9 protein-coding genes are annotated in these 18,297 nt (G+C 72.7%); 2 read left to right on the top strand and 7 right to left on the bottom strand.

The window, feature by feature from the left end; translation table 11 throughout:
• Positions 1-8: 8 nt before the first annotated feature.
• The 4 genes from MUY22_RS40075 to MUY22_RS40060 are packed head-to-tail and all read right to left on the bottom strand — an operon-like array spanning position 9 to position 12,302.
• The gene (locus MUY22_RS40075; RefSeq protein WP_247052386.1) at positions 9-2,519 is read right to left on the bottom strand and encodes a type I polyketide synthase; all 2,511 of its coding nucleotides are present in this window, start codon (positions 2,517-2,519) and stop codon (positions 9-11) included.
• A gap of 49 nt (positions 2,520-2,568) precedes the next feature.
• Positions 2,569-6,987 carry a MupA/Atu3671 family FMN-dependent luciferase-like monooxygenase gene (locus MUY22_RS40070; protein WP_247052385.1) on the bottom strand — a complete coding sequence of 1,473 codons (4,419 nt, stop codon included), beginning with the start codon at positions 6,985-6,987 and terminating at the stop codon, positions 2,569-2,571.
• Positions 6,984-12,068, bottom strand: a complete 5,085-nt coding sequence (locus MUY22_RS40065; protein ID WP_247052384.1) for a non-ribosomal peptide synthetase — start codon at positions 12,066-12,068, stop codon at positions 6,984-6,986. The genes MUY22_RS40070 and MUY22_RS40065 overlap by 4 nt, the downstream gene beginning before the upstream one ends.
• 15 nt (positions 12,069-12,083) lie before the next feature.
• Entirely contained in the window at positions 12,084-12,302 is a 219-nt protein-coding gene (locus MUY22_RS40060; protein WP_247052383.1) for an MbtH family NRPS accessory protein, read from the bottom strand.
• Positions 12,303-12,911: 609 nt separating this feature from the next.
• Between MUY22_RS40060 and metK the strand changes: the two genes are divergently transcribed.
• Positions 12,912-14,114: a methionine adenosyltransferase gene (gene metK, locus MUY22_RS40055; protein ID WP_247052382.1), complete on the top strand. Its 1,203-nt coding sequence runs from the start codon at positions 12,912-12,914 to the stop codon at positions 14,112-14,114.
• A gap of 2 nt (positions 14,115-14,116) precedes the next feature.
• On the top strand, positions 14,117-15,115 hold the full coding sequence (locus tag MUY22_RS40050) for a carbohydrate kinase family protein (protein WP_247052381.1): 999 nt from the start codon (positions 14,117-14,119) through the stop codon (positions 15,113-15,115).
• 13 nt (positions 15,116-15,128) lie between these two features.
• Here the strand turns inward: MUY22_RS40050 and MUY22_RS40045 are convergent, their stop codons facing one another.
• Genes MUY22_RS40045 through MUY22_RS40035 form a run of 3 tightly spaced genes read right to left on the bottom strand, consistent with a single transcriptional unit; the run spans position 15,129 to position 18,127 of the window.
• Positions 15,129-15,494: a glycoside hydrolase family 30 beta sandwich domain-containing protein gene (locus MUY22_RS40045; protein ID WP_247052380.1), complete on the bottom strand. Its 366-nt coding sequence runs from the start codon at positions 15,492-15,494 to the stop codon at positions 15,129-15,131.
• Positions 15,428-16,657: a glycoside hydrolase gene (locus MUY22_RS40040; RefSeq protein WP_247052379.1), complete on the bottom strand. Its 1,230-nt coding sequence runs from the start codon at positions 16,655-16,657 to the stop codon at positions 15,428-15,430. Before MUY22_RS40040 ends, MUY22_RS40045 begins: the two co-directional genes overlap by 67 nt.
• Before the next feature lie 9 nt (positions 16,658-16,666).
• Complete coding sequence (locus MUY22_RS40035) at positions 16,667-18,127, bottom strand: glycosyl hydrolase (protein WP_247052378.1); 1,461 nt, start codon at positions 18,125-18,127, stop codon at positions 16,667-16,669.
• Between the last annotated feature and the right edge of the window lie 170 nt (positions 18,128-18,297).

Genomic DNA, 18,297 nt, shown 5'->3' with positions numbered 1-18,297 from the left:
CCCCGCTCCTACGATGGCAACGAGCGGCTCGTCCATGACGCCTCCTCCAGTCCCAGGGGCTCGTAGCTGCCGGTGTCGGGCCCGATCCAGTAGCGGCGCCGCTGGAACGGGTAGCCCGGCAGCGACACCCGCCGCGGTCGCGCCGGGCCGTGCACGGCGTCCCAGTTGATGTCCACAGTGGACTGCCACAGCCTGCCGGCGGTGTCGAGCAGGTGGGCCGGGCCGGACCGGCCCGCGTCCGCGGGTGGCAGTGCGGACAGGGCCACCAGCTCCGTGATCCCCTGCCGCGCGACGGCTTCGGTCAGCACGCTGCCCGTTCCGAGTTCGAGCAGGATTCGGCCGCGCTCGCCGGCCAGCTCCCGCAGGCCGTCGGTGAACCGGTCCGGTCCGCGGAGGTGGCGGGCCCAGTAGGAGGGCTCCACGGCCTCCTCCGGGCCGATCCAGGTTCCGGTCACGCCGGAGGTGTAGGGCACCTGCGGCGGTTTGAGCTCGTAACCCGCCACCTCGCCGGCGAACTCGGCCGCGGGCAGGTCGGGCACCCCGCCGCCGCCGGCGCGGGAGCGGATCCCGGCACCGGCGATGGTGACGTCGACGGCGTCCGCCAGGTCCAGCACTCCGGCCAGGCAGGCCGCCACGTACTCGCCGTCACCCACGCCGATCATCGCGGCGGGCTCGACGCCCCACGACTGCCACAGCCGCGCGAGGGACCACTGCAGGGCGAAGGCCGCCGCCGGCCCGCCGCCCGGGTCGTCCCGGCCGGCCTCCAGACCGTCCACTGTGGACGGGAAGAGCAGCCGGCGCAGGTCGTACCCGAGCCGTGGCCGCGCCAGTTCGGCGCAACGGTCCACCTGCTCGGCGAACACCGGCTCATCGCGGTAGACCGCCGCGGCGGCGTCCGGGTGGCAGGAACCGCTGCCCGGGAACCCGAAGACGACCTGCCGGGCGGGCACCACGCCGGTGGCGGACGCGGACCCGGCCAGCGCCCGGAGGGCGGCGACGGCTTCGGTCCGGTCGCGGCACACCAGGTGCCGGCGGACCGGGAACCCGGACCGGCCGGCCTGCAGGGTGTAGGCGACGTCCGCGATGTCCACGTCGTCGTGGCGGTCCAGGTGGCCGGCGAGATTGCCGGCCGCGGCCGCCAGGGCCTTCCCGGTGCGCGCGGACAGCACGAGCACCTGCGTCCCGCGTGCGGGCACGGCGTCCGGCCGCGCCGGCGCCTCCTCGAGCACCACGTGCGCGTTGGTGCCGCCGACACCGAACGCGCTGACGCCGGCCCGTCGCGGTGTCGCGCCCCGGGTCCAGGGACGGGCGGTGGTCGGCACGTAGAACGGAGTGCGGTCCAGCACCAGCGCCGGGTTGGGCGTCTCGAAGTTGATGCTGGGCGGGATCTCGCCGTGTTCGAGGGCCAGCACGGCCCGGGCGAACCCCACCGCTCCGGCGGCCGCGTCCAGGTGACCGACGTTGGCCTTCACCGAGCCGAGCGCGCAGAACCCGCGTTCGCGGGTGTCGAAGGCCTTGGTCAGCCCGGCCACCTCGATCGGGTCGCCGAGCGGGGTGCCGGTGCCGTGCGCCTCGACGTAGCCGATAGTCTCCGACGGGACGCCGGCGACCGCGTGCGCGGTGGCGATCACCTCGGCCTGCGCCTGCATGTTCGGCGCGCTGAAGCCGAACTTCGTCGAGCCGTCGTTGTTGACCGCCGTACCCCGGATCACCGCGCGGATGTGGTCGCCGTCCGCGAGCGCGTCGCTCAGCCGGCGCAGCGCCACGACCGTGACGCCGTACCCGGGAATGGTCCCGCCGGCGGCGGCGTCGAAGGGCCGGCAGTGGCCGTCGCGGGCGAAGATCCCGCCCGCGACCAGCGGATAACCGCCGATCAGCGGAATGGGCAGTGCCACCGCACCCGCCAGCGCCATGTCGCATTCGTGCCCCAGCAGCGCTTGGCAGGCGAGGTGGATGGCGACGAGCGACGTGGAACACGCCGTCTGGACGGTCATCGCGGGGCCACGCAGGTTGCACAGGTAGGCCGCCCGCGTCGCGAGGAAGTCCTTGTCGTTGTACGGCCGCGCGGAGAACGCCGCCAGCGACCGCCGGAACCGCGCGTTCGCGAGGAGGTTCAGCGGCAGGTACTTGTTGGCGAAGCACCCGGCGTAGACACCGACGGCGCCGTCGAAGCGCGACGGGTCGTGTCCGGTGTCCTCGAGCGCGTGCCAGACGCACTCGACGAAGAGCCGCTGCTGTGGATCGCTGAGCTCCGCCTGTTGCGCGGTGTACCCGAAGAACTCCGCGTCGAACTCGTCGGCGTCGTCGACGACCGCCGCGGCGGGCACGTAGTCGGGGTGGGTCACCATTTCGGCCGGCCACCCGGCGTCGACCAGCTGCCGGGTGCTGAACCGGGTGACCGACTCGACGCCGTCCCGCTGGTTGCGCCAGAACTCCGCCATGGTGGCCGCTCCGGGCACCCGCCCGGCCAGCCCGACGACCGCGATCGGCTCCATCCCGTCTTCCGGTTCGGTGGTCACCGCAGGCCCCCCGTGGCTCGATGCCGGGTCGAACAGCTCGCAGGCACGCTCACGTTCCCGCCTTTCCGTTGCGCCGCTTGGCGGTCTGGCCGGCGGCGCGGCGCGCGGCGGCCCGGGCGGCCCCGGCGCCGACCGCCTCGTCGGCCCCTCCGGCGGGCTTGCGGTCGATGGCCTCAGCCAGTGCCCGCGCGGACGGGTACCGGAACATGTCCACGAGTGAGAGATCGCTTTCCCGGTGTTCGAGCAACCGGGCCCGGGCCACCACCACGAGCAGCGAGTTGCCGCCGAGCTCGAAGAAGCTGTCGTCCACGCCCACCCGGTCGACGCCGAGCACTTCCCGCCACACGTCGGCGACCAGCCGCTCGGTCGCGTTCGCCGGCGGCGCGTACGCCGTGGGTCCGTCGGGCCGCGCGGCCGACAGCTCGGGCAGCGCCCGGCGATCGACCTTGCCGTTCGGGGTCAACGGCACCGCGTCGATCGGGTGGAACGCGCTGGGCACCATGTAGCCGGGCAACCGCGTGGCGAGGAAGGCCCGCAACTCGGCCGCGGTGGTCGGCCGGCCGGTGGCCGGGACGTAGTAGCCGACGATCCGTTGCTCCGCGCCGACGCCCCGGATGACCGCGACCGCCGAAGCGACGCCGGCGTGCCCGGCGAGCGCGGTCTCGATCTCGCCGAGCTCGATCCGGTGACCGTGCAGCTTCACCTGGTCGTCGACCCGGCCCAGGAACTCGAGCTCGCCGCCCGGAGCCCAGCGGGCCAGGTCGCCCGTCCGGTAGACCCGGGCGCCCGGCTCGGTGGCGAACGGATCGGGCTGGAAGCGTTCGGCGGTCACCTCCGTGCGGCCGAGGTACCCCCGCACCACACCGCTGCCGCCGAGCAGCAGCTCTCCGGGGACGCCCGCCGGGCACGGCCGCGTCTCGCGGTCGACCACGTAGGCCTGGACGTTCGCCAGCGGCCGCCCGATGCGCACCGGGCCGGCCCCGGGCCGGATCCGGGACGTCGTCGCCCAGACCGCGGCCTCGGTCGGTCCGTACATGTTGTGCACCGTGCCGCCGACGGCGCCGGCGAGCTCGCCGGCCAGGTCGGTGGGCAGCGCCTCGCCGCCGACCAGCAGCCGGCTGAGCCGGGGCAGCTCGGCTCGCGCGTCCTGGTCCGCGAGCAAGGCACGGGCCAGGGACGGTGTGCACTGCAGGTGCGTCACCGCGTGCTCGCGCAGCTGGTCGGCGATCGGCGCTTCGGGTTCGGCGAGCGCGGCTTCCCGGCGCTCGCCGGTGATCTCCCGGACCGTCGTCAGGTGCGCCAGGGCGTCGAGCGTCGCCTGCTCGTCGACGCCGAAGTCGATCAGGCAGGCGACCTCGTCGACGCCGGCGGCCTTCATCCGGTCCACCGTGTCGGCGCAGACCTGCGGGGTGCCGAGCAGGCTGGCGGTGGCGAAGAACCGGTCGAAGGCCCGGTCGACCAGCTCCCGCAGGTCCTCGGGGGGCAACGCCTTGAACTCCTCGGCGCTGCCGGTGGTGGCGCCGAGCGAGGCGATCAGGTCGAAGGAGGTCTCCAGGTACCGGCTCATCGGCTCCCGGACCAGCTCCCGCACCTCGTCGAGGTCCTGGCCGACGAAGGTGTGGACCATGACCGCCACGTGGCCGTCGCCGGGGCCGTGCCCGTGCTCGCGCCAGCTCTTGCGGTACAGCGCGATCTTTTCGCTCAGCTCCTCCAGGCTGTGCCCGAGGAGGTGGGTGAGCACCCCGGTGCCGGCCTCGCCGGCCATCCGGAAGGTCTCCGGATGACGGGCGCTGGTCAGCCACACCGGCAGCTCCGGCTGGACGGGCCGGGGGAACACCCCGACCTCGATCTCGGCGCCGGCGCCGTTGCGCCGCGGCACCTTCCCGCCACTCCACAGCTGCCGGACCTCCGCGAGCCCGTCGATCATCAGCTGCTTGCGCTTCTCGAACCGGTCCGGGGCGAGCGCGAAGTCGTTGGCGTGCCAGCCAGAAGCGAGCGAAACCCCCACCCGGCCGGCCGAAAGGTTGTCCACGACGGACCATTCCTCGGCCACCCGCACCGGGTCGTGCAACGGCAGCACCACGCTGCCCGCGCGGACCTGCACCCGCTCGGTGATCGCGGCGACGGCCGCGGCCATCACCGAGGGGTTCGGGTACAGCCCGCCGAACTGGTGGAAGTGGCGTTCGGGGGTCCAGACCGCCGTGAAGCCGTTGCGGTCGGCGAACTTCGCGCCCTCCAGGAGCAGGCGGTAGCGATCACCGGCGTTGGCCTCCGAGTCGCTGCCGAAGTAGAACAGGCTGAAGTCGATGTGGCGCGCGCGGGCCGTGGCGGCCGTGGCCGATTCCGCCGCGGCCGAGGGGAGGGGTGGCTCGCCGCGCAGCACGACGCGGTGGCCGCGCGTCAGCGCCCACAGCAGCTCGACGACGGAGATGTCGAAGGAAACGCTCGTCACCGCGAGCCAGGTGCCGGGTTCGTCGGCCCCGAAGACCTCGTTCATCCCGGCGAAGAGGTTGACCACGTTGCGGTGGGTGACCATGACGCCCTTGGGCCGCCCGGTGGAGCCGGACGTGTAGATCACGTACGCCAGGTTGTCGGGGGTGGTCACCGGCGGAGCGGCCGGCTCGGTGTCCGGTGCCCCGGTCAGGTCGGGCACCAGCACCTGCTCGGCGCCGAGCCGCCGGGCGGAGGCGGCCGTCCCCGGGTCCGCCACGACCAGCCGCACGCCGGCGTCGCCGATCATGAACGCCAGCCGGTCCCGCGGGTAGCCGGGATCCAGCGGCAGGTACGCCGCGCCCGCCTTGAGGATCCCCAGCAGGGTGACCACCAGCGTGGAGGTCCGGCCGAGGTGGACGCCGACCGGCTCGTCCGGCGCCACGCCGAGCCGGCGCAGGTCCGCGGCGACCCGCTCGGCGAGCCGGTCGAGCTCGCGGTGGGTCAGGGTGGCGTCGGCGGCGACCACGGCGACGTCGTCGGGCGTCGCGGCCGCCTGCTCCGCCAGCACCTGGTGCACGAGGACGTCGTCGATCCCGGTCCGGGTCCCGGCCTGCCAGCCGGCCAGGGTGGCCAGCTCGGCCGGCGGCAGCACCGCCAGCTCGTCGACGGGCCGGTCCGGGGCCTGCGCGGCGGCGGTCACGACGCTGACGTACCGCTCGGCGATCCGCTCGGCCGTCGCGGCCTCGAACAGGTCCGTGTTGTACTCCAGCCGGCCGGTCAGGCCGGCGGGAGTGCGCGCGAGGCTCAGCGTGAGGTCGAACCGCGCCGTGCCGGTGTCGCCCAGCACCGGGCTCACCTCGCAGCCGTCCAGGCGCAGTCCCGCCCCCTCTTCTTCGTACCGGTAGCTGAACAGCACCTGGAACAACGGGTTCTGGGCGAGGTCGCGGTCGGGGTGCAGCTGTTCGACGAGCCTCTCGAACGGCAGGTCCTGATGGGCCAGCGCGCCCTTGACCTCGGTCCACAGCCGCTGGACCAGCTCCCGGAACGTCGGGCGCGACGCGACGTCGCAGCGGAGCACCAGGGTGTTGGTGAAGAACCCGATCAGCCCGGCCAGTTCGGGCCGTTCCCGCCCGGAGACCGGGGTGCCGACCACGACCTCGTCCTCGCCGGACTGGGCCCGCAGCAGCACCGCGAAGGCCGCGAGCAGGACGCTGAAGAGCGTGGCGCCTTCCGCCTGGCCCAGCTCCTCCAGCCGCCGGACCGCGTCGGCCGGCAGCTCGAACGAGAGCGCGGAGCCACGGAAGGTCTGCACCGGCGGGCGGGGGTGGTCGGTGGGCAGGTGCCGCGTGGGCATGCCGGCGAGCCGGTCCGTCCAGTAGCCCAGCAGCCGGTCGAGCTCGGGCCCGGCCAGCGTGCTCTGCTGCCATTCGGCGAAATCGGCGTACTGCGCGGGCAGGTCGGCCGCCGGCCGGTCGTGGCCGGCCAGCGCGGCCCGGTACCGCGCTTCGATCTCCCGGCCCAGCACGCCGACCGACGGGGCGTCGCAGGCGAGGTGGTGCACGGTGATCAGCAGCCGGTGCCGCTCGTCGGCCAGACGCAGCAGGCGGGCCCGGAGGACCCGGCCGGCCACCAGGTCGAACGGCGTGCCGGCCTCCTCGTCCGCGAGCCGCGTCACCTCGCCGGCCGACCGGCCGGGCGCGGTCAGGTCGACGACGGGGACGGACACCGGGCCGGGCGGCAGGACCACCTGGTGGGGTGTCCCGCCGGCCGACCGGAAGGCGGTGCGCAGGATTTCGTGCCGCCGCACGACTTCGGTCAGCGCCTGTTCGAGCGCTGCGACGTGCACCGGACCGGTGATGTCGTAACCGAGCGGGACGTTGTACACCGCACTGCCCGGCTGCAGCTGGTCGAGGAACCACAACCGCCGTTGCGCGTAGGAGAGCGGCGTCCGGCTGTCCTCTTCGGACCGTTGCTGGAGCAGGGCGGCGAGCCGGGCCCGCCGGTCCCCGGTCTCCGGTTCGATGGTCGTGCTCACTGCTGCACCCCGGTCCCCTCGGCAGTTCCTTCCGCGTCGAGCAGGAGCGACGCGACCTCCTCGTCGGTGAGCCGGTCGAGCTCGGACAGCAGCCGCGTGGCCGAGCGGCGGGTGACCGGCCGGATCGGGCCGGAACCCGGCGCCGGTCCGGCCGCCGCCACCGCGACGGCGTCCGCCAGGCTCGCCACGGTGGGGCGCTGGAGGAACCGCGCGATCGGCACCTCGACCCCGAACGCGTCGTTGACCTGGGTCACCAGCCGGGCCGCCAGCATCGAGTGGCCGCCCACGCGGAAGAAGTCGTCCTCGCGGCCCACCGGCCGGTCGCGGAGCAACGCCGACGCGAGCTGCGCGACGCGTTCTTCCGTCGGCGTCCGCGGGACCTGCTCCGCCTCGGGGACGGCCGGAGTGCTCGGCGCGAGCTCGGCCAGCGCCCCGTGGTCCACCTTGCCGTGTTCGGTGAGCGGCAGGGCGGGGAGCACCACGACGTCGGCCGGCACCATGTACGCGGGCAGCCGGTCTCGCAGGAAGGCCAGCAGTTCTTCGTCGGACGCGGTTCCGGACCGGCCGTCGCGGCAGGCGTAGGCCACGAGCGAGGCGTCGGCCCCCTCGGTGAGCGCTCGGACGACGACCGCGGCGTCCCGCACGTCCGGGTGCTCCCGGAGCGTGGCCGCCACCTCTTCGGGCTCGATCCGGAACCCCCGGATCTTCACCTGCTCGTCGACCCGGCCGAGGAACTCCAGCTGCCCGTCGGGCAGCCAGCGGACCAGGTCGCCGGTGCGGTACAGGCGGGCGCCCGGCCGGGAGGCGAACGGATCGGCGGGGAAGCTCGCCGCGGTCAGCTCCGGGCGGTTGACGTAGCCGCGGGCCACCGCCGTGCCGCCGAGGTGGAGCTCGCCCCGGACCCCGGTCGGCACCGGCCGGCCCTCGGCGTCCAGCACGTGGGCCTCGACGCCGGCGATGGGCCGCCCGATCGGCGGCCGCGGTCCGGCCGGCCCCGGCGGGACCAGGCCCGCCGTGGCCACCACGGTGTTCTCGGTCGGCCCGTAGTGGTTGTACAGCCGGAAGGGCAGGCCTTCCGGAGGCGCGGCGGGCAACGCGTCGCCACCGGTCAGCAGGGCCCGCAACGCGGTGCCGGCGGGCCACGGCTCGGTGAGCACGGCCGCGGCGACCGGTGTGGGCAGGAACGCCACGGTGATCCGCTCTTCGGCGAGCCAGCGCACCAGTTCCGCCGGCGCCGCCCGCAGCTTCGGCGGGACGACGCAGAGCATGGCCCCCACCGCCAGGGTGGGCCAGATCTCCCACGTCGACGCGTCGAACCCGGGGCTCGCGAACAGCGCGGTCCGGTCCGCCGGACCCAGGTCGTACTCGCGCTTGTGCCAGCCGACCAGGTTCGCCAGTCCCCGGTGGGGGAGGGCCACGCCCTTGGGCCGGCCGGTCGATCCCGACGTGTAGATGAGGTAGGCCAGCCGGTCCGGGGTCACCGGGCCGGCGGCCGGGGCGCTGCCGGCCGGGGTCGGGCCGGTGCGAGCGCTCAGGTCGAAGACCCGGAAGCTGCCGGAGGACGACGGCAGCCGCCCGTGCATGTCCGGCGTGGCAACGGCTTTCCGCACGCCGGCGTCCTGCAGCATGAAGGTGATCCGCTCCGCCGGGTAGCCCGGGTCGACGGGCAGGTAGCACCCGCCGGCCAGGAGCACCGCGAGCTCGCCGATCACCAGCTCGACCGAGCGGTCGGCGCACACCGCCACCGGTTCCTCGGCGGCGAGGCCGGCTTCCCGGAGCTCGCCGGCCAGCGTGCCGGCGCGCCGCCACAGTTCGCCGTAGGTGAGCTGCCCCTCCGGCCAGCTCACCGCCGCCGCACCCGGCCGCGTCCGCACCTGCCGCTCGATCAGCTCGGTGACCGGCAAGGTGCCGGCCGGCACCGGCCCGCGGGCCCAGCCGTCGAGCTGCCCGGCCTCCGCCTCCTCGAGCAGGCGCAGCGCGCCCACCCGGGTGTCCGGCCTGGCCACCGCGTCGGCGAGCAGGGTCAGATAGTGCGAGATCATCCGCGTCATGGTGGACTCGTCGAACAGGTCCGACGAGTGCTCCCAGATGATCGAGATGTCGTCGTCCTCGGGGCTGGGCGCCCGGCCGAGGCGCTGCTCGGCGCGGGGGATCACGATCACGTTGAGGTCGGACTTGGCCGTGCGGTTCGAGCGTTCGGTGACCCGGCCGGTGAGCCCGCCGAAGTCGATGTCCGGCACCGCGGAGTCGTGGAAGCTGAACATGACCTGGAACAGCGGGGTGCGGGACGGGTCGCGGGCCGGGTCGATCGCGTCGATCACCGCGTCGACCGGGGTGTCCGACCACGCCAGCGTCTCGGCCACACCCCGGCGCACCTGCTCGAGCAGGTCGGCGAACGGCTGGTCGGGCGCCACCTTCGTGCGCAGGACCAGGGTGTTGACGAGCATGCCGAGCAACGGCTCCAGTTCGGGCACGTTCCGGTTCGCGGCGCCGGTCCCGACGAGCATGTCCCGCTGTCCGGTGTAGTGGTACAGCAACGCCGCGAAGCCCGCGTACATGGTGGCGAACAGCGAAACCCGGTGCTGCCGGCTGAAGGCGCGCAACGACCGCGACAGCTCGGCCGGGAGCAGGATCCGCGGCGCCCGGCCGCGGAAGCTCATCACCGGCGGCCGCGGGTGGTCGGTGGGCAGCTCGAGGGTGTCCGGCGCGCCGGCCAGCCGGGCGGTCCAGTGGTCGACGTGCGCGCGGAGCACGTCGCCGCGCATCCAGTTCCGTTGCCAGTGCGCGTAGTCCGCGTACTGGACGGCCAGTTCGGGCAGCGGCGAGGGCTCTCCGGCCGCGAAGGCCGGGTAGAGGACACGCAGCTCGGACAGGAACATCGAGAGTGACCAGCCGTCGTGGACGAAGTGGTGTTCCACGTGCAGGAAGGTGTTCTGCTCGTTCTCGTGACGCAGCAGCACCCAGCGAGCGGGCGGTGGCCGGGTGAGGTCGAACGGCCGGCGCAGTTCCGCGGCGACGACGTCGTCGGCCTCCGCGGCCGGGACGTCGAGCACCTTGAACGGCGCCTCGGCCGCCGCCACGGGACGCTGGTGGCCGACGCCGTCGATCGAGACGAACGCCGTCCGCAGGATCTCGTGCCGCCGCACGATCTCGTTCAGCGCGGCGCGCAGGGCGTCGACGTTCACCGTGCCCTGCATCGACACCGTCGACTGGAAGTTGTAGGCCAGGTTGCCGGGGGAGAGCTGCTCGAAGAACCAGACCCGTTCCTGCGGCAGGGAAAGCGGAATGGGCTGATCCCGGGGGACGCGGCGCAGCGGCGGCGGGATCGGCGCGATCAGCGGGGAGACGGGTTCCTGCCCGTCGGCCGCGGCCGCCCGCTCGTCGACGATGGCGGCGAGGCCGGCCACGGTCCGGGCTTCGAACAGCTCCGCCACGCTCACCGCGGCGTTCAGCTCGGTCGCGAGCGGGACCGCCAGCTTGCCGACGAGCAGCGAGTTCCCGCCCAGTGCGAAGAAGTCGTCGTCCACACCGATCTCGGTGATGCCGAGCAACCCGGCCACGATCCCGGCCACCGCGATCTCGGTCGCGGTGCGGGGCGCCACGACGTCGTCGGCCAAGCCGGCCGCGGCGCGGTCGGGCGCCGGCAGCGCTTGCCGGTCGACCTTGCCGTTGGGGGTCAGGGGCAGCGAGGGCAGCGCAACGATCGCGGCGGGCACCATGTACGCGGGCAGCCGGTCCGCGACGAACCCGACCAGCTCGGCGGGCGCGACGGGGGAGACGACGTAGGCGACCAGGCGCGCGTCCGGGCGGCCGGAGCGTTCGACGGCCACGAAGGCGTCCCGGACGCCCGGGTGCTGCTTGAGCACCGTGGCGATCTCGCCGGGTTCGATCCGGAACCCGCGGATCTTGGCCTGGTCGTCGTACCGGCCGATGTACTCGAACACCCCGTCCGGCCGGCGGCGGACCTTGTCGCCGGTGCGGTACATCCGCTGCCCGGGAACGGTGATGTCCGGCACGAACACGGCTGCCGTGGCCGCCGGGTCGCCCAGGTAGCCGCGCGCCACGCAGTCGCCGGCCAGGCACATCTCGCCGGCCTCGCCGTCGGGCACCGGGTCGAGCCCGTCGAGCACGTAGCAGCGCACGCCGTCGACGGGCACGCCGATCGGCGGCGGCACGGGCCCGCCGGGAAGCACCTCGCAGGCCGTCACCTTCACCGTGGCCTCGGTGGGCCCGTAGAGGTTGACGACGGGGAACGGCAATCCGGCCGGCACCCCGCGCTGCATCGCCGAGCCGCCGGTGTGCAGGAACCGGAGCGCGGTGTGCGCGGGCCAGGTCTCGTCGAGGATGGCCTCGGCCAGCGGCGTGGGCAGGAAGGTCACCGTGATCTGTTCGTCGGCGAGCCAGGCGGCGAGGTCGGGCGGCGACGTGCGGACCTCGGCGGGCGGTATCACCAGCGCGGCGCCGGCGGTCAGGGTGAACCAGATGTCCTGGACCGAGACGTCGAACCCGGGACTGGCCAGCAGGGTGGACCGGTCGCTCCGCCGCGTCCGGTACGTGCGGTGGTGCCAGCGCATCAGGGTGGCCAGGCCCGCGTGGGTCACCGCGACGCCCTTCGGCTCGCCGGTGGAGCCCGACGTGTAGATCACGTACGCCAGTGCGGCGCCGGGCAGCCGGGGTGGTGCCGGGATGGCCGCGCCGGACGGTTCCCCGGTCAGGTCGACCACCAGGACGTCGTCGCCGAGCGGTGCGCCACCGGCCACCAACGGCTCGGTGCTGAGGACCGCGGCGGCGTGGGAGAGCGCCAGTACCTGGCGGATCCGCGCGGCCGGGTGGGCCGGGTCCAGCGGCAGGAAGGCCGCGCCCGCCAGCAGCACGGCCAGCTCGGCGACCACCAGTTCCGCCGACCGGTCGGCGTAGACGGCCACGACGCTGTCCTGGCCCACTCCTCGTTCGGTGAGCCGGGCCGCCAGAGCGGACGCGTGCGCGGCCAGGGTCCGGTAGGTCAGCCGCCGGTCCCCGTCCTGCACCGCGACCGCGTCCGGCGCTTCGACCACCTGGGCGTGGAATTCATCAAGCACCATCTCGCACGCTGTCCTTCACTGGTGGGTGGCCGGAGCGGCTTGGTCCACGGCCCGGCGCAGGCTCAGCGGCCGCATGTCGGTCCAGGCTTCGCCGATGTGGGCCAGGCAGTCCGCCTGGGAACCGCGGACGCCGGCACCGCGCCAGCCGGCCGGCAGGTCGCGGCCGGCGGGCCAGATCGAGTACTGCTCCTCGTCGTTGAGCACGACCACATAGGACTGGATGTCGCCGTCCAAGGGGTTCCTCCGATTCGGCGGGGTACGGTTTGACCGCTGCGGGAGAACTGCCATCCCCAGCGCGTTCCACTCCGCCAGCATGAGCCGAATCGGTAACCGAAAATAGAGTATGGCAGTTACTCTAGTGCTCAGGGGTGCGCCGGTACGTCGGTTCAGGTCGTCGCTCACGCGCAATGTGATGTCAGTTCTCGACGGCGAAGATCCGGATACTCCGCGATTCTTCCTCGTCGTTTCACCCGGGCCCGGCCGGCCCGGTGACCCGCGGCGAACAGGCACGGACCGGCTGTCGTCGTCCGAATGACGCAATTTCTCCGTCGGCGGCAGTGATGTGCATCACCGTTCCCGAGGTGCGTCTAGGCGAAATGGCGGCGTCGATGCGGCCGAAAGCTGCGTGGGCGCGGACGCGATTGACCGCCGATCCCTCTCGCGTTTACCGTGTGGCTCCGGCCCCTTTCGCGTGCCGGATCAATCGGCGAGCCGGCGCTCGTTTCCGCGCTCGGGCCGCCGGGCCTGCCGCGTGTGTCCACTGTGTACTTCCGAGCCGCCGGCAGCGAGTCCGGGGCCGCGCTCCACGACGACCTGCCCACCCGAGCACGCTGGAGACCTGCCATGCCGCAACGGCTGTTCACGTCCGAGTCGGTCACCGAAGGCCACCCGGACAAGATGTGCGACGCGATCAGCGATGCCGTCCTCGACAGTCTCCTGACCGAGGACCCGCGCTCCCGCGTGGCCGTCGAAACCCTCGTCACCACCGGCCAGGTGCACGTGGTGGGCGAGGTGACCACCGAGGCCTACGCCGACATCCCGGCCCTCGTCCGCGACGTGATCCTCGAGATCGGCTACGACTCCTCGGCCAAGGGTTTCGACGGGAACTCCTGCGGCGTCAACGTCGCGATCGGCGCGCAGTCGCCCGACATCGCCCAGGGCGTCGACACCGCGTACGAGTCGCGGGCCGGGACCGGGTCCCCGGCCGAGGACGAGATCGGCCGCCAGGGCGCCGGCGACCAGGGCCTGATGTTCGGCTACGCCTGCTCGGACACCCCCGAGCTGATGCCGCTGCCGATCGCGCTGGCCCACCGGCTCGCCCGCCGGCTGACCGACGTCCGCAAGTCCGGGCTCATGCCCTACCTGCGCCCCGACGGCAAGACCCAGGTCACCATCGGTTACGCGGGGGACCGGCCGCTCACCCTGGACACCGTCGTCGTCTCCGCCCAGCACGCCGAAGGCATCGATCCGGACCGGATGCTGGCCGCGGACGTCCGCGAGCACGTCATCGGCCCGGTGACGGGGAACCTCGGCCTCGACGACGCCGGCCTGCGGGTCCTGGTCAACCCCACGGGACGGTTCGTCGTCGGGGGCCCGATGGGGGACGCCGGCCTGACCGGCCGCAAGATCATCGTCGACACCTACGGCGGCTTCGCCCGCCACGGTGGCGGCGCGTTCTCCGGGAAGGACCCGTCCAAGGTCGACCGCTCCGCGGCGTACGCCATGCGGTGGGTGGCCAAGAACGCCGTCGCCGCCGGCCTCGCCACCCGGATGGAGGTGCAGGTCGCCTACGCCATCGGCAAAGCCGCGCCGGTGGGGCTGTTCGTCGAGACGTTCGGCACCGAGACGGTCGACCCGGCGAAGATCCAGCAGACCATCGCGGAGGTGTTCGACCTGCGTCCCGCGGCGATCATCCGCGAGCTGGACCTGCTGCGGCCGCTGTACGCCCAGACCGCCGCCTACGGCCACTTCGGCCGTCCGGACCTCGACCTGCCCTGGGAACGCACGGACCGCATCGAGGACCTGCGCCGGGCGACGGGACTGTGACCGTGCGCATCGCCGTGACCGGCTCCATCGCCACCGACCACCTGATGGTGTTCCCGGGCCGGTTCACCGACCAGCTCGTCCCGGACCGGCTCGACCGGGTGTCCCTGTCGTTCCTGGTCGACGACCTGCGCATCCACCGCGGCGGCGTCGCCGCGAACATCGCCTTCGGCCTCGCCCAGCTGGACCTGACCCCGATCCTGGTGGGCGCGGTCGGCCCCGACTTCGCCGACTACCGCGCCTGGCTGGAGAGCCACGGCGTCGACACCACCTCCGTGCACGTGTCGGCGACCCGGCACACTTCGCGGTTCCTCTGCACCACCGACGAGTCCCAGAACCAGATCGCCTCGTTCTACGCCGGGGCGATGAGCGAGGCCCGCGACATCGATCTCGCCGGCGTCGCCGCCCACCACGGCGGCCTCGACCTGGTCCTGATCGCCCCCAACGACCCCGACGCGATGCTCCGGCACACCCGCGACTGCCGCACGCGCGGCTACCGCTTCGCGGCCGACCCGTCCCAGCAGCTGGCCCGCCTGACCGGTCCGCAGATCCGCGACCTCGTCGACGGCGCCGAACTGCTGTTCACCAACGAGTACGAACACGACCTGCTGTTGTCGGCCACCGGCTGGACCCGCGACGACGTTCTCCGCCGGGTCGGCCGCTGGATCACCACGCTCGGCGAAAACGGCGTCCGGATCGAGTCGGGAACGGAGCCGCTCCAGGCGATCCCCGCCGTACCGGCCGACACCGTCGTCGACCCGACGGGCGTCGGCGACGCCTTCCGGGCCGGGTTCCTGGCCGGGCTGAGCCGGCAGACCGGGATCGCGCAGGCAGCCCGGATCGGTGCGGCGTTGGCCAGTTTCGCCCTGGAAGCGGCGGGAGGACAGGAGTACGTGTTCGTCCCCGAGGAATTCCTCGCCCGGCTGCGCACGACGTACGGCACCGACGCGGCCGCCGACATCGAGCGGCGGCTTCTCGCCGGAGCGGTGCGTTCCCGGCCCTGACCGGCGCCGGCGGTTACCGCCAGGTGAAGGTGGATGTGCTCGACGGGGCGAGAGTGGCGGTGAAGGTTCGCCGGCCGGCGGTCACCGTGAAGACCTGGGGTTCGGTGGTGCTGGTGTTGTCGACCACCAGGGCGGTGCTGCCGTCGGGGTTGTGGAACGCCGCCGACTGCACCGCGAGGGGCTGACCCTCGATCGTGTCGAGGCCGGTGCTGCCGATCCGGACGGCGCCGGGCTTGACGAACTTCGCGAACTGGCCGATGAGGTAGTAGCGGGGGTTGTAGGTGACGGCGCCGGTCTTGGAGTCGATGGTGATCAAGCCGGTGCACGTCTTGCAGCCGCCGATGTAGGGGCCGTGGTTCTCGTCGAGGCGATGTTCCACGCGACGACGCTGTTCGCCCAGTTGCGCAGCGATCCGATGGCGCGGTCGATGTCGAGGCCTTCGCATTCGGTCATGAAGATCTGTTTGCCGGGGTAGGACGCCTTCAGCGCGGTCTGCGCGGCGGGGTCTCCGTAGTAGCAGTGGTAGGCGGTGCCGTAGAGCGACCGGGCGGCGTCGGTGCTCAGGAGCTTGAAGGGGTAGTCGGCCTCGGGGTCGCCGTTGGCGGCCTGCAGTGCCGCGGCGTCGTACCAGTGCAGCGCCCAGTTGTGGTCGAAGCCGAGGATCCTGGTGGGCAGGCCGGCGCGCTTGATCGCGGGGGCGAGTTCGTCGACGACCTTGGCGGCCTGCCCGACGCCCAGGTCGGTGCCCGGGTAGTCGAGACGCAGCAGGGCTTGGGGTTCGTTCTGGATGGTCAGGTAGGAGACGTCGACACCGGCGGCCCGGTAGGCCTGCAGGAACTTGACGAGGTAATCGGCGTAGGCCCGGTAGATCGCCGGGTCGTCCTTGAGCTTGCCGTCGATCATGGAACCGGAGGTCTTCATCCAGCCCGGCGGGCTCCATGGTGACGCCATGACGGTCAGCTGCGGGTTGAGCGCCTTGGCTTGTTTCAGCAGGGGGATGATCTGCTTTTCGTCGTGGGCGATGGAGAAGTGCTCGAGGTGCGGGTCGGTCTGACCCGGGGGCATGTCGTCGTAGCTGTACGCGGAGCCGACCGCGAAGTCGGAGGCGCCGATGGGTTGCCGCAGGAAGCTGATGCCCGCGCCCGCGGCGGGGTCGAACAGGCGCTTCAGCACGGCCGCGCGCTGGGTTTCGTCGAGCCGGTACAGGTTGGCGGCGGCGGAGTCCGTGATCGACGCGCCGAACCCGCTGACGGTCTGGAACTTCTGGGTGGGGTCGACGTAGACGGTGGTACCCGGGGTAGGTGGCGTTCCTGCCGTTGCCCGTTGCACGGAGGGGATGACGGTGCTGACGGGCTCGGTGCGCTGGTCGGCGCGCGTCGTCCACTGCGTGACGTCTCCCGCGCGTACTCCGGCCGGGAGAGCGGCGGCGAGGGGAGTGGCGGCCGGTGCGGCGCTCGTCAACGACGTCGCCGCGACCAGTGTCGTCGACGCGATCACCCCGGCGGCCCGGAAACACCTCGTGCGGTTGTGGTTGCTGGTCACGGTTGGTCCTTACGCCGGGAGGTGCCAGGTCTGCCAGGGGTTGGTGTTGCCGTCCCAGATCTGCAGGCGGGTGCCGTTGGCGGTGCTGCCGCCGGGGACGTCGAGGTCGCGGCCGGACTGCGGGTTGCGCAGGTGACCATCGGCCTGTGCGGCCCACTGCTGGGCGCCGGAGCCGTTGCAGTCCCACAGCTGGACGGTGGCGCCGTTGACGGTGCCCTGTCCGGTGACGTCGAGGCACTTGCCCAGGGCGCGGATGGTGCCGTCGGTGCCGACGGTCCACTGCTGGGCGGTCGAGCCGTTGCAGTCGTAGAGCTGCACCGCTGTCCCGTTGGCCGTGCCGGCCGCGGCCACGTCGACGCACTTGCCGCCCACCCCGGTGATCGCCCCGGTGCGCGACGCGGGCGGCGGAGTCGTCGTCGGCTGACCGCCACCGGACGGGATGTGGATCTCCCCCTGGTTGTAGGTGCGCGCGTTGAAGTAGCCGGCCTGGACGGAGGCGGTGGAGTTGTAGTCCGGGTTGGTCAGCCAGTCCAGCCACACGCTCCAGTACGTCCACTTGGGCTGAGCGGCCATCTGCGCCGGCTGGGGCACGCTGCCGACTTCGGCCAGGGCCAGGGGTTTGGCGGTCCCGGCGATGGCCGACAGCGCGTTGTACCAGTCGGTGGCGGGGAACTTCTGCACCCAGACGTCGAGGCCGATGACGTCGACGTAGTTGTCACCGGGGTAGTAGCTGCGGGCTTGGGACGCGCCGTTGGCCACGTCCTTGAGCGCCCACACCCAGATGATGTTGTCCAGGCCCCGCGATTCGAGGTAGTCGTGGGTGATCTGGTAGAGCCGGGCGCTGCCGTTGGCGCCGGCCTGTCCGCCCCACCACGCCCAGCCCTCGTTCATCTCGTGCAGGGGCCGGAACATGACCGGGACGCCGGCGTCCTCGAGCTGCTGGAAGTACGGCACGAGCTGGTCGAGCTTGCGCTTGTAGGCGGCGTTCAGCGACGTCCCGTCCTGGACGATCTGAGTCCACTCCGAGGCCGAGAGCTTGCTGCCCTTGACCGGGCCTGAGCCACCTTCGAAGCTGCAGGTCGCCACATCCGGGCGGCACGCGTGCATGGTCAACGAGGCGAGCGTGCCGTTGTTCCACTCGGTCTTCGCCTGGTTGATCACGGTCTGCCGGTTGTCGATGTCGTTCTGGCTGAAGCCGAAGTCGCCACCCCAGAGGCCGGTGTACTGGCCGGTGATGTCGTGCACCTTCTGCACCCACTGGCCGGGGTTGCTGTTCGCGCCGCCCTGCTGGCCGGACAGGACGTGGTTGCCGGTGAGGCTCTTCAGGTAGCCGATGACATCGGCTTTGGTGACGCCGGCGGGCGCCGGCGGTGCCGCGGCGGCGGGACCCTGGGCGATGACGAAGCTCGCGCCGACGATCGCGGCCAAGGCGGCGACGATCGAGGCGCCGTTGCCTCTGCGGATGGACATGACGGATTCCTTTCACGGGACTGCGTTGAATCAACCGCTTAAGTACCGGTTCGCCCAGTACAACAGCGTCGCACGTACCGGTCAAGAATTGTCAACGAGCAGGACAAGCTGGTCGGTTCGGCGCCAGACCCCTTGACATGCGGCTGCAGCCGGGAGACGCGTGTGCTTAA

Origin of the sequence: Amycolatopsis sp. WQ 127309, from assembly GCF_023023025.1 — a bacterium.
Lineage (GTDB): Bacteria > Actinomycetota > Actinomycetes > Mycobacteriales > Pseudonocardiaceae > Amycolatopsis.
Note: the sequence above shows the minus strand (reverse complement) of the source record. Positions and strands in the feature narration are given on the sequence as shown.

What these genes read in the sequence shown, in the direction of transcription:
- MUY22_RS40065 (WP_247052384.1), bottom strand. Translation starts at nt 12,068, where the DNA reads ATGGTGCTTGATGAATTCCACGCCCAGGTGGTCGAAGCGCCGGACGCG.
- metK (WP_247052382.1), top strand. Translation starts at nt 12,912, where the DNA reads ATGCCGCAACGGCTGTTCACGTCCGAGTCGGTCACCGAAGGCCACCCG.
- MUY22_RS40035 (WP_247052378.1), bottom strand. Translation starts at nt 18,127, where the DNA reads ATGTCCATCCGCAGAGGCAACGGCGCCTCGATCGTCGCCGCCTTGGCC.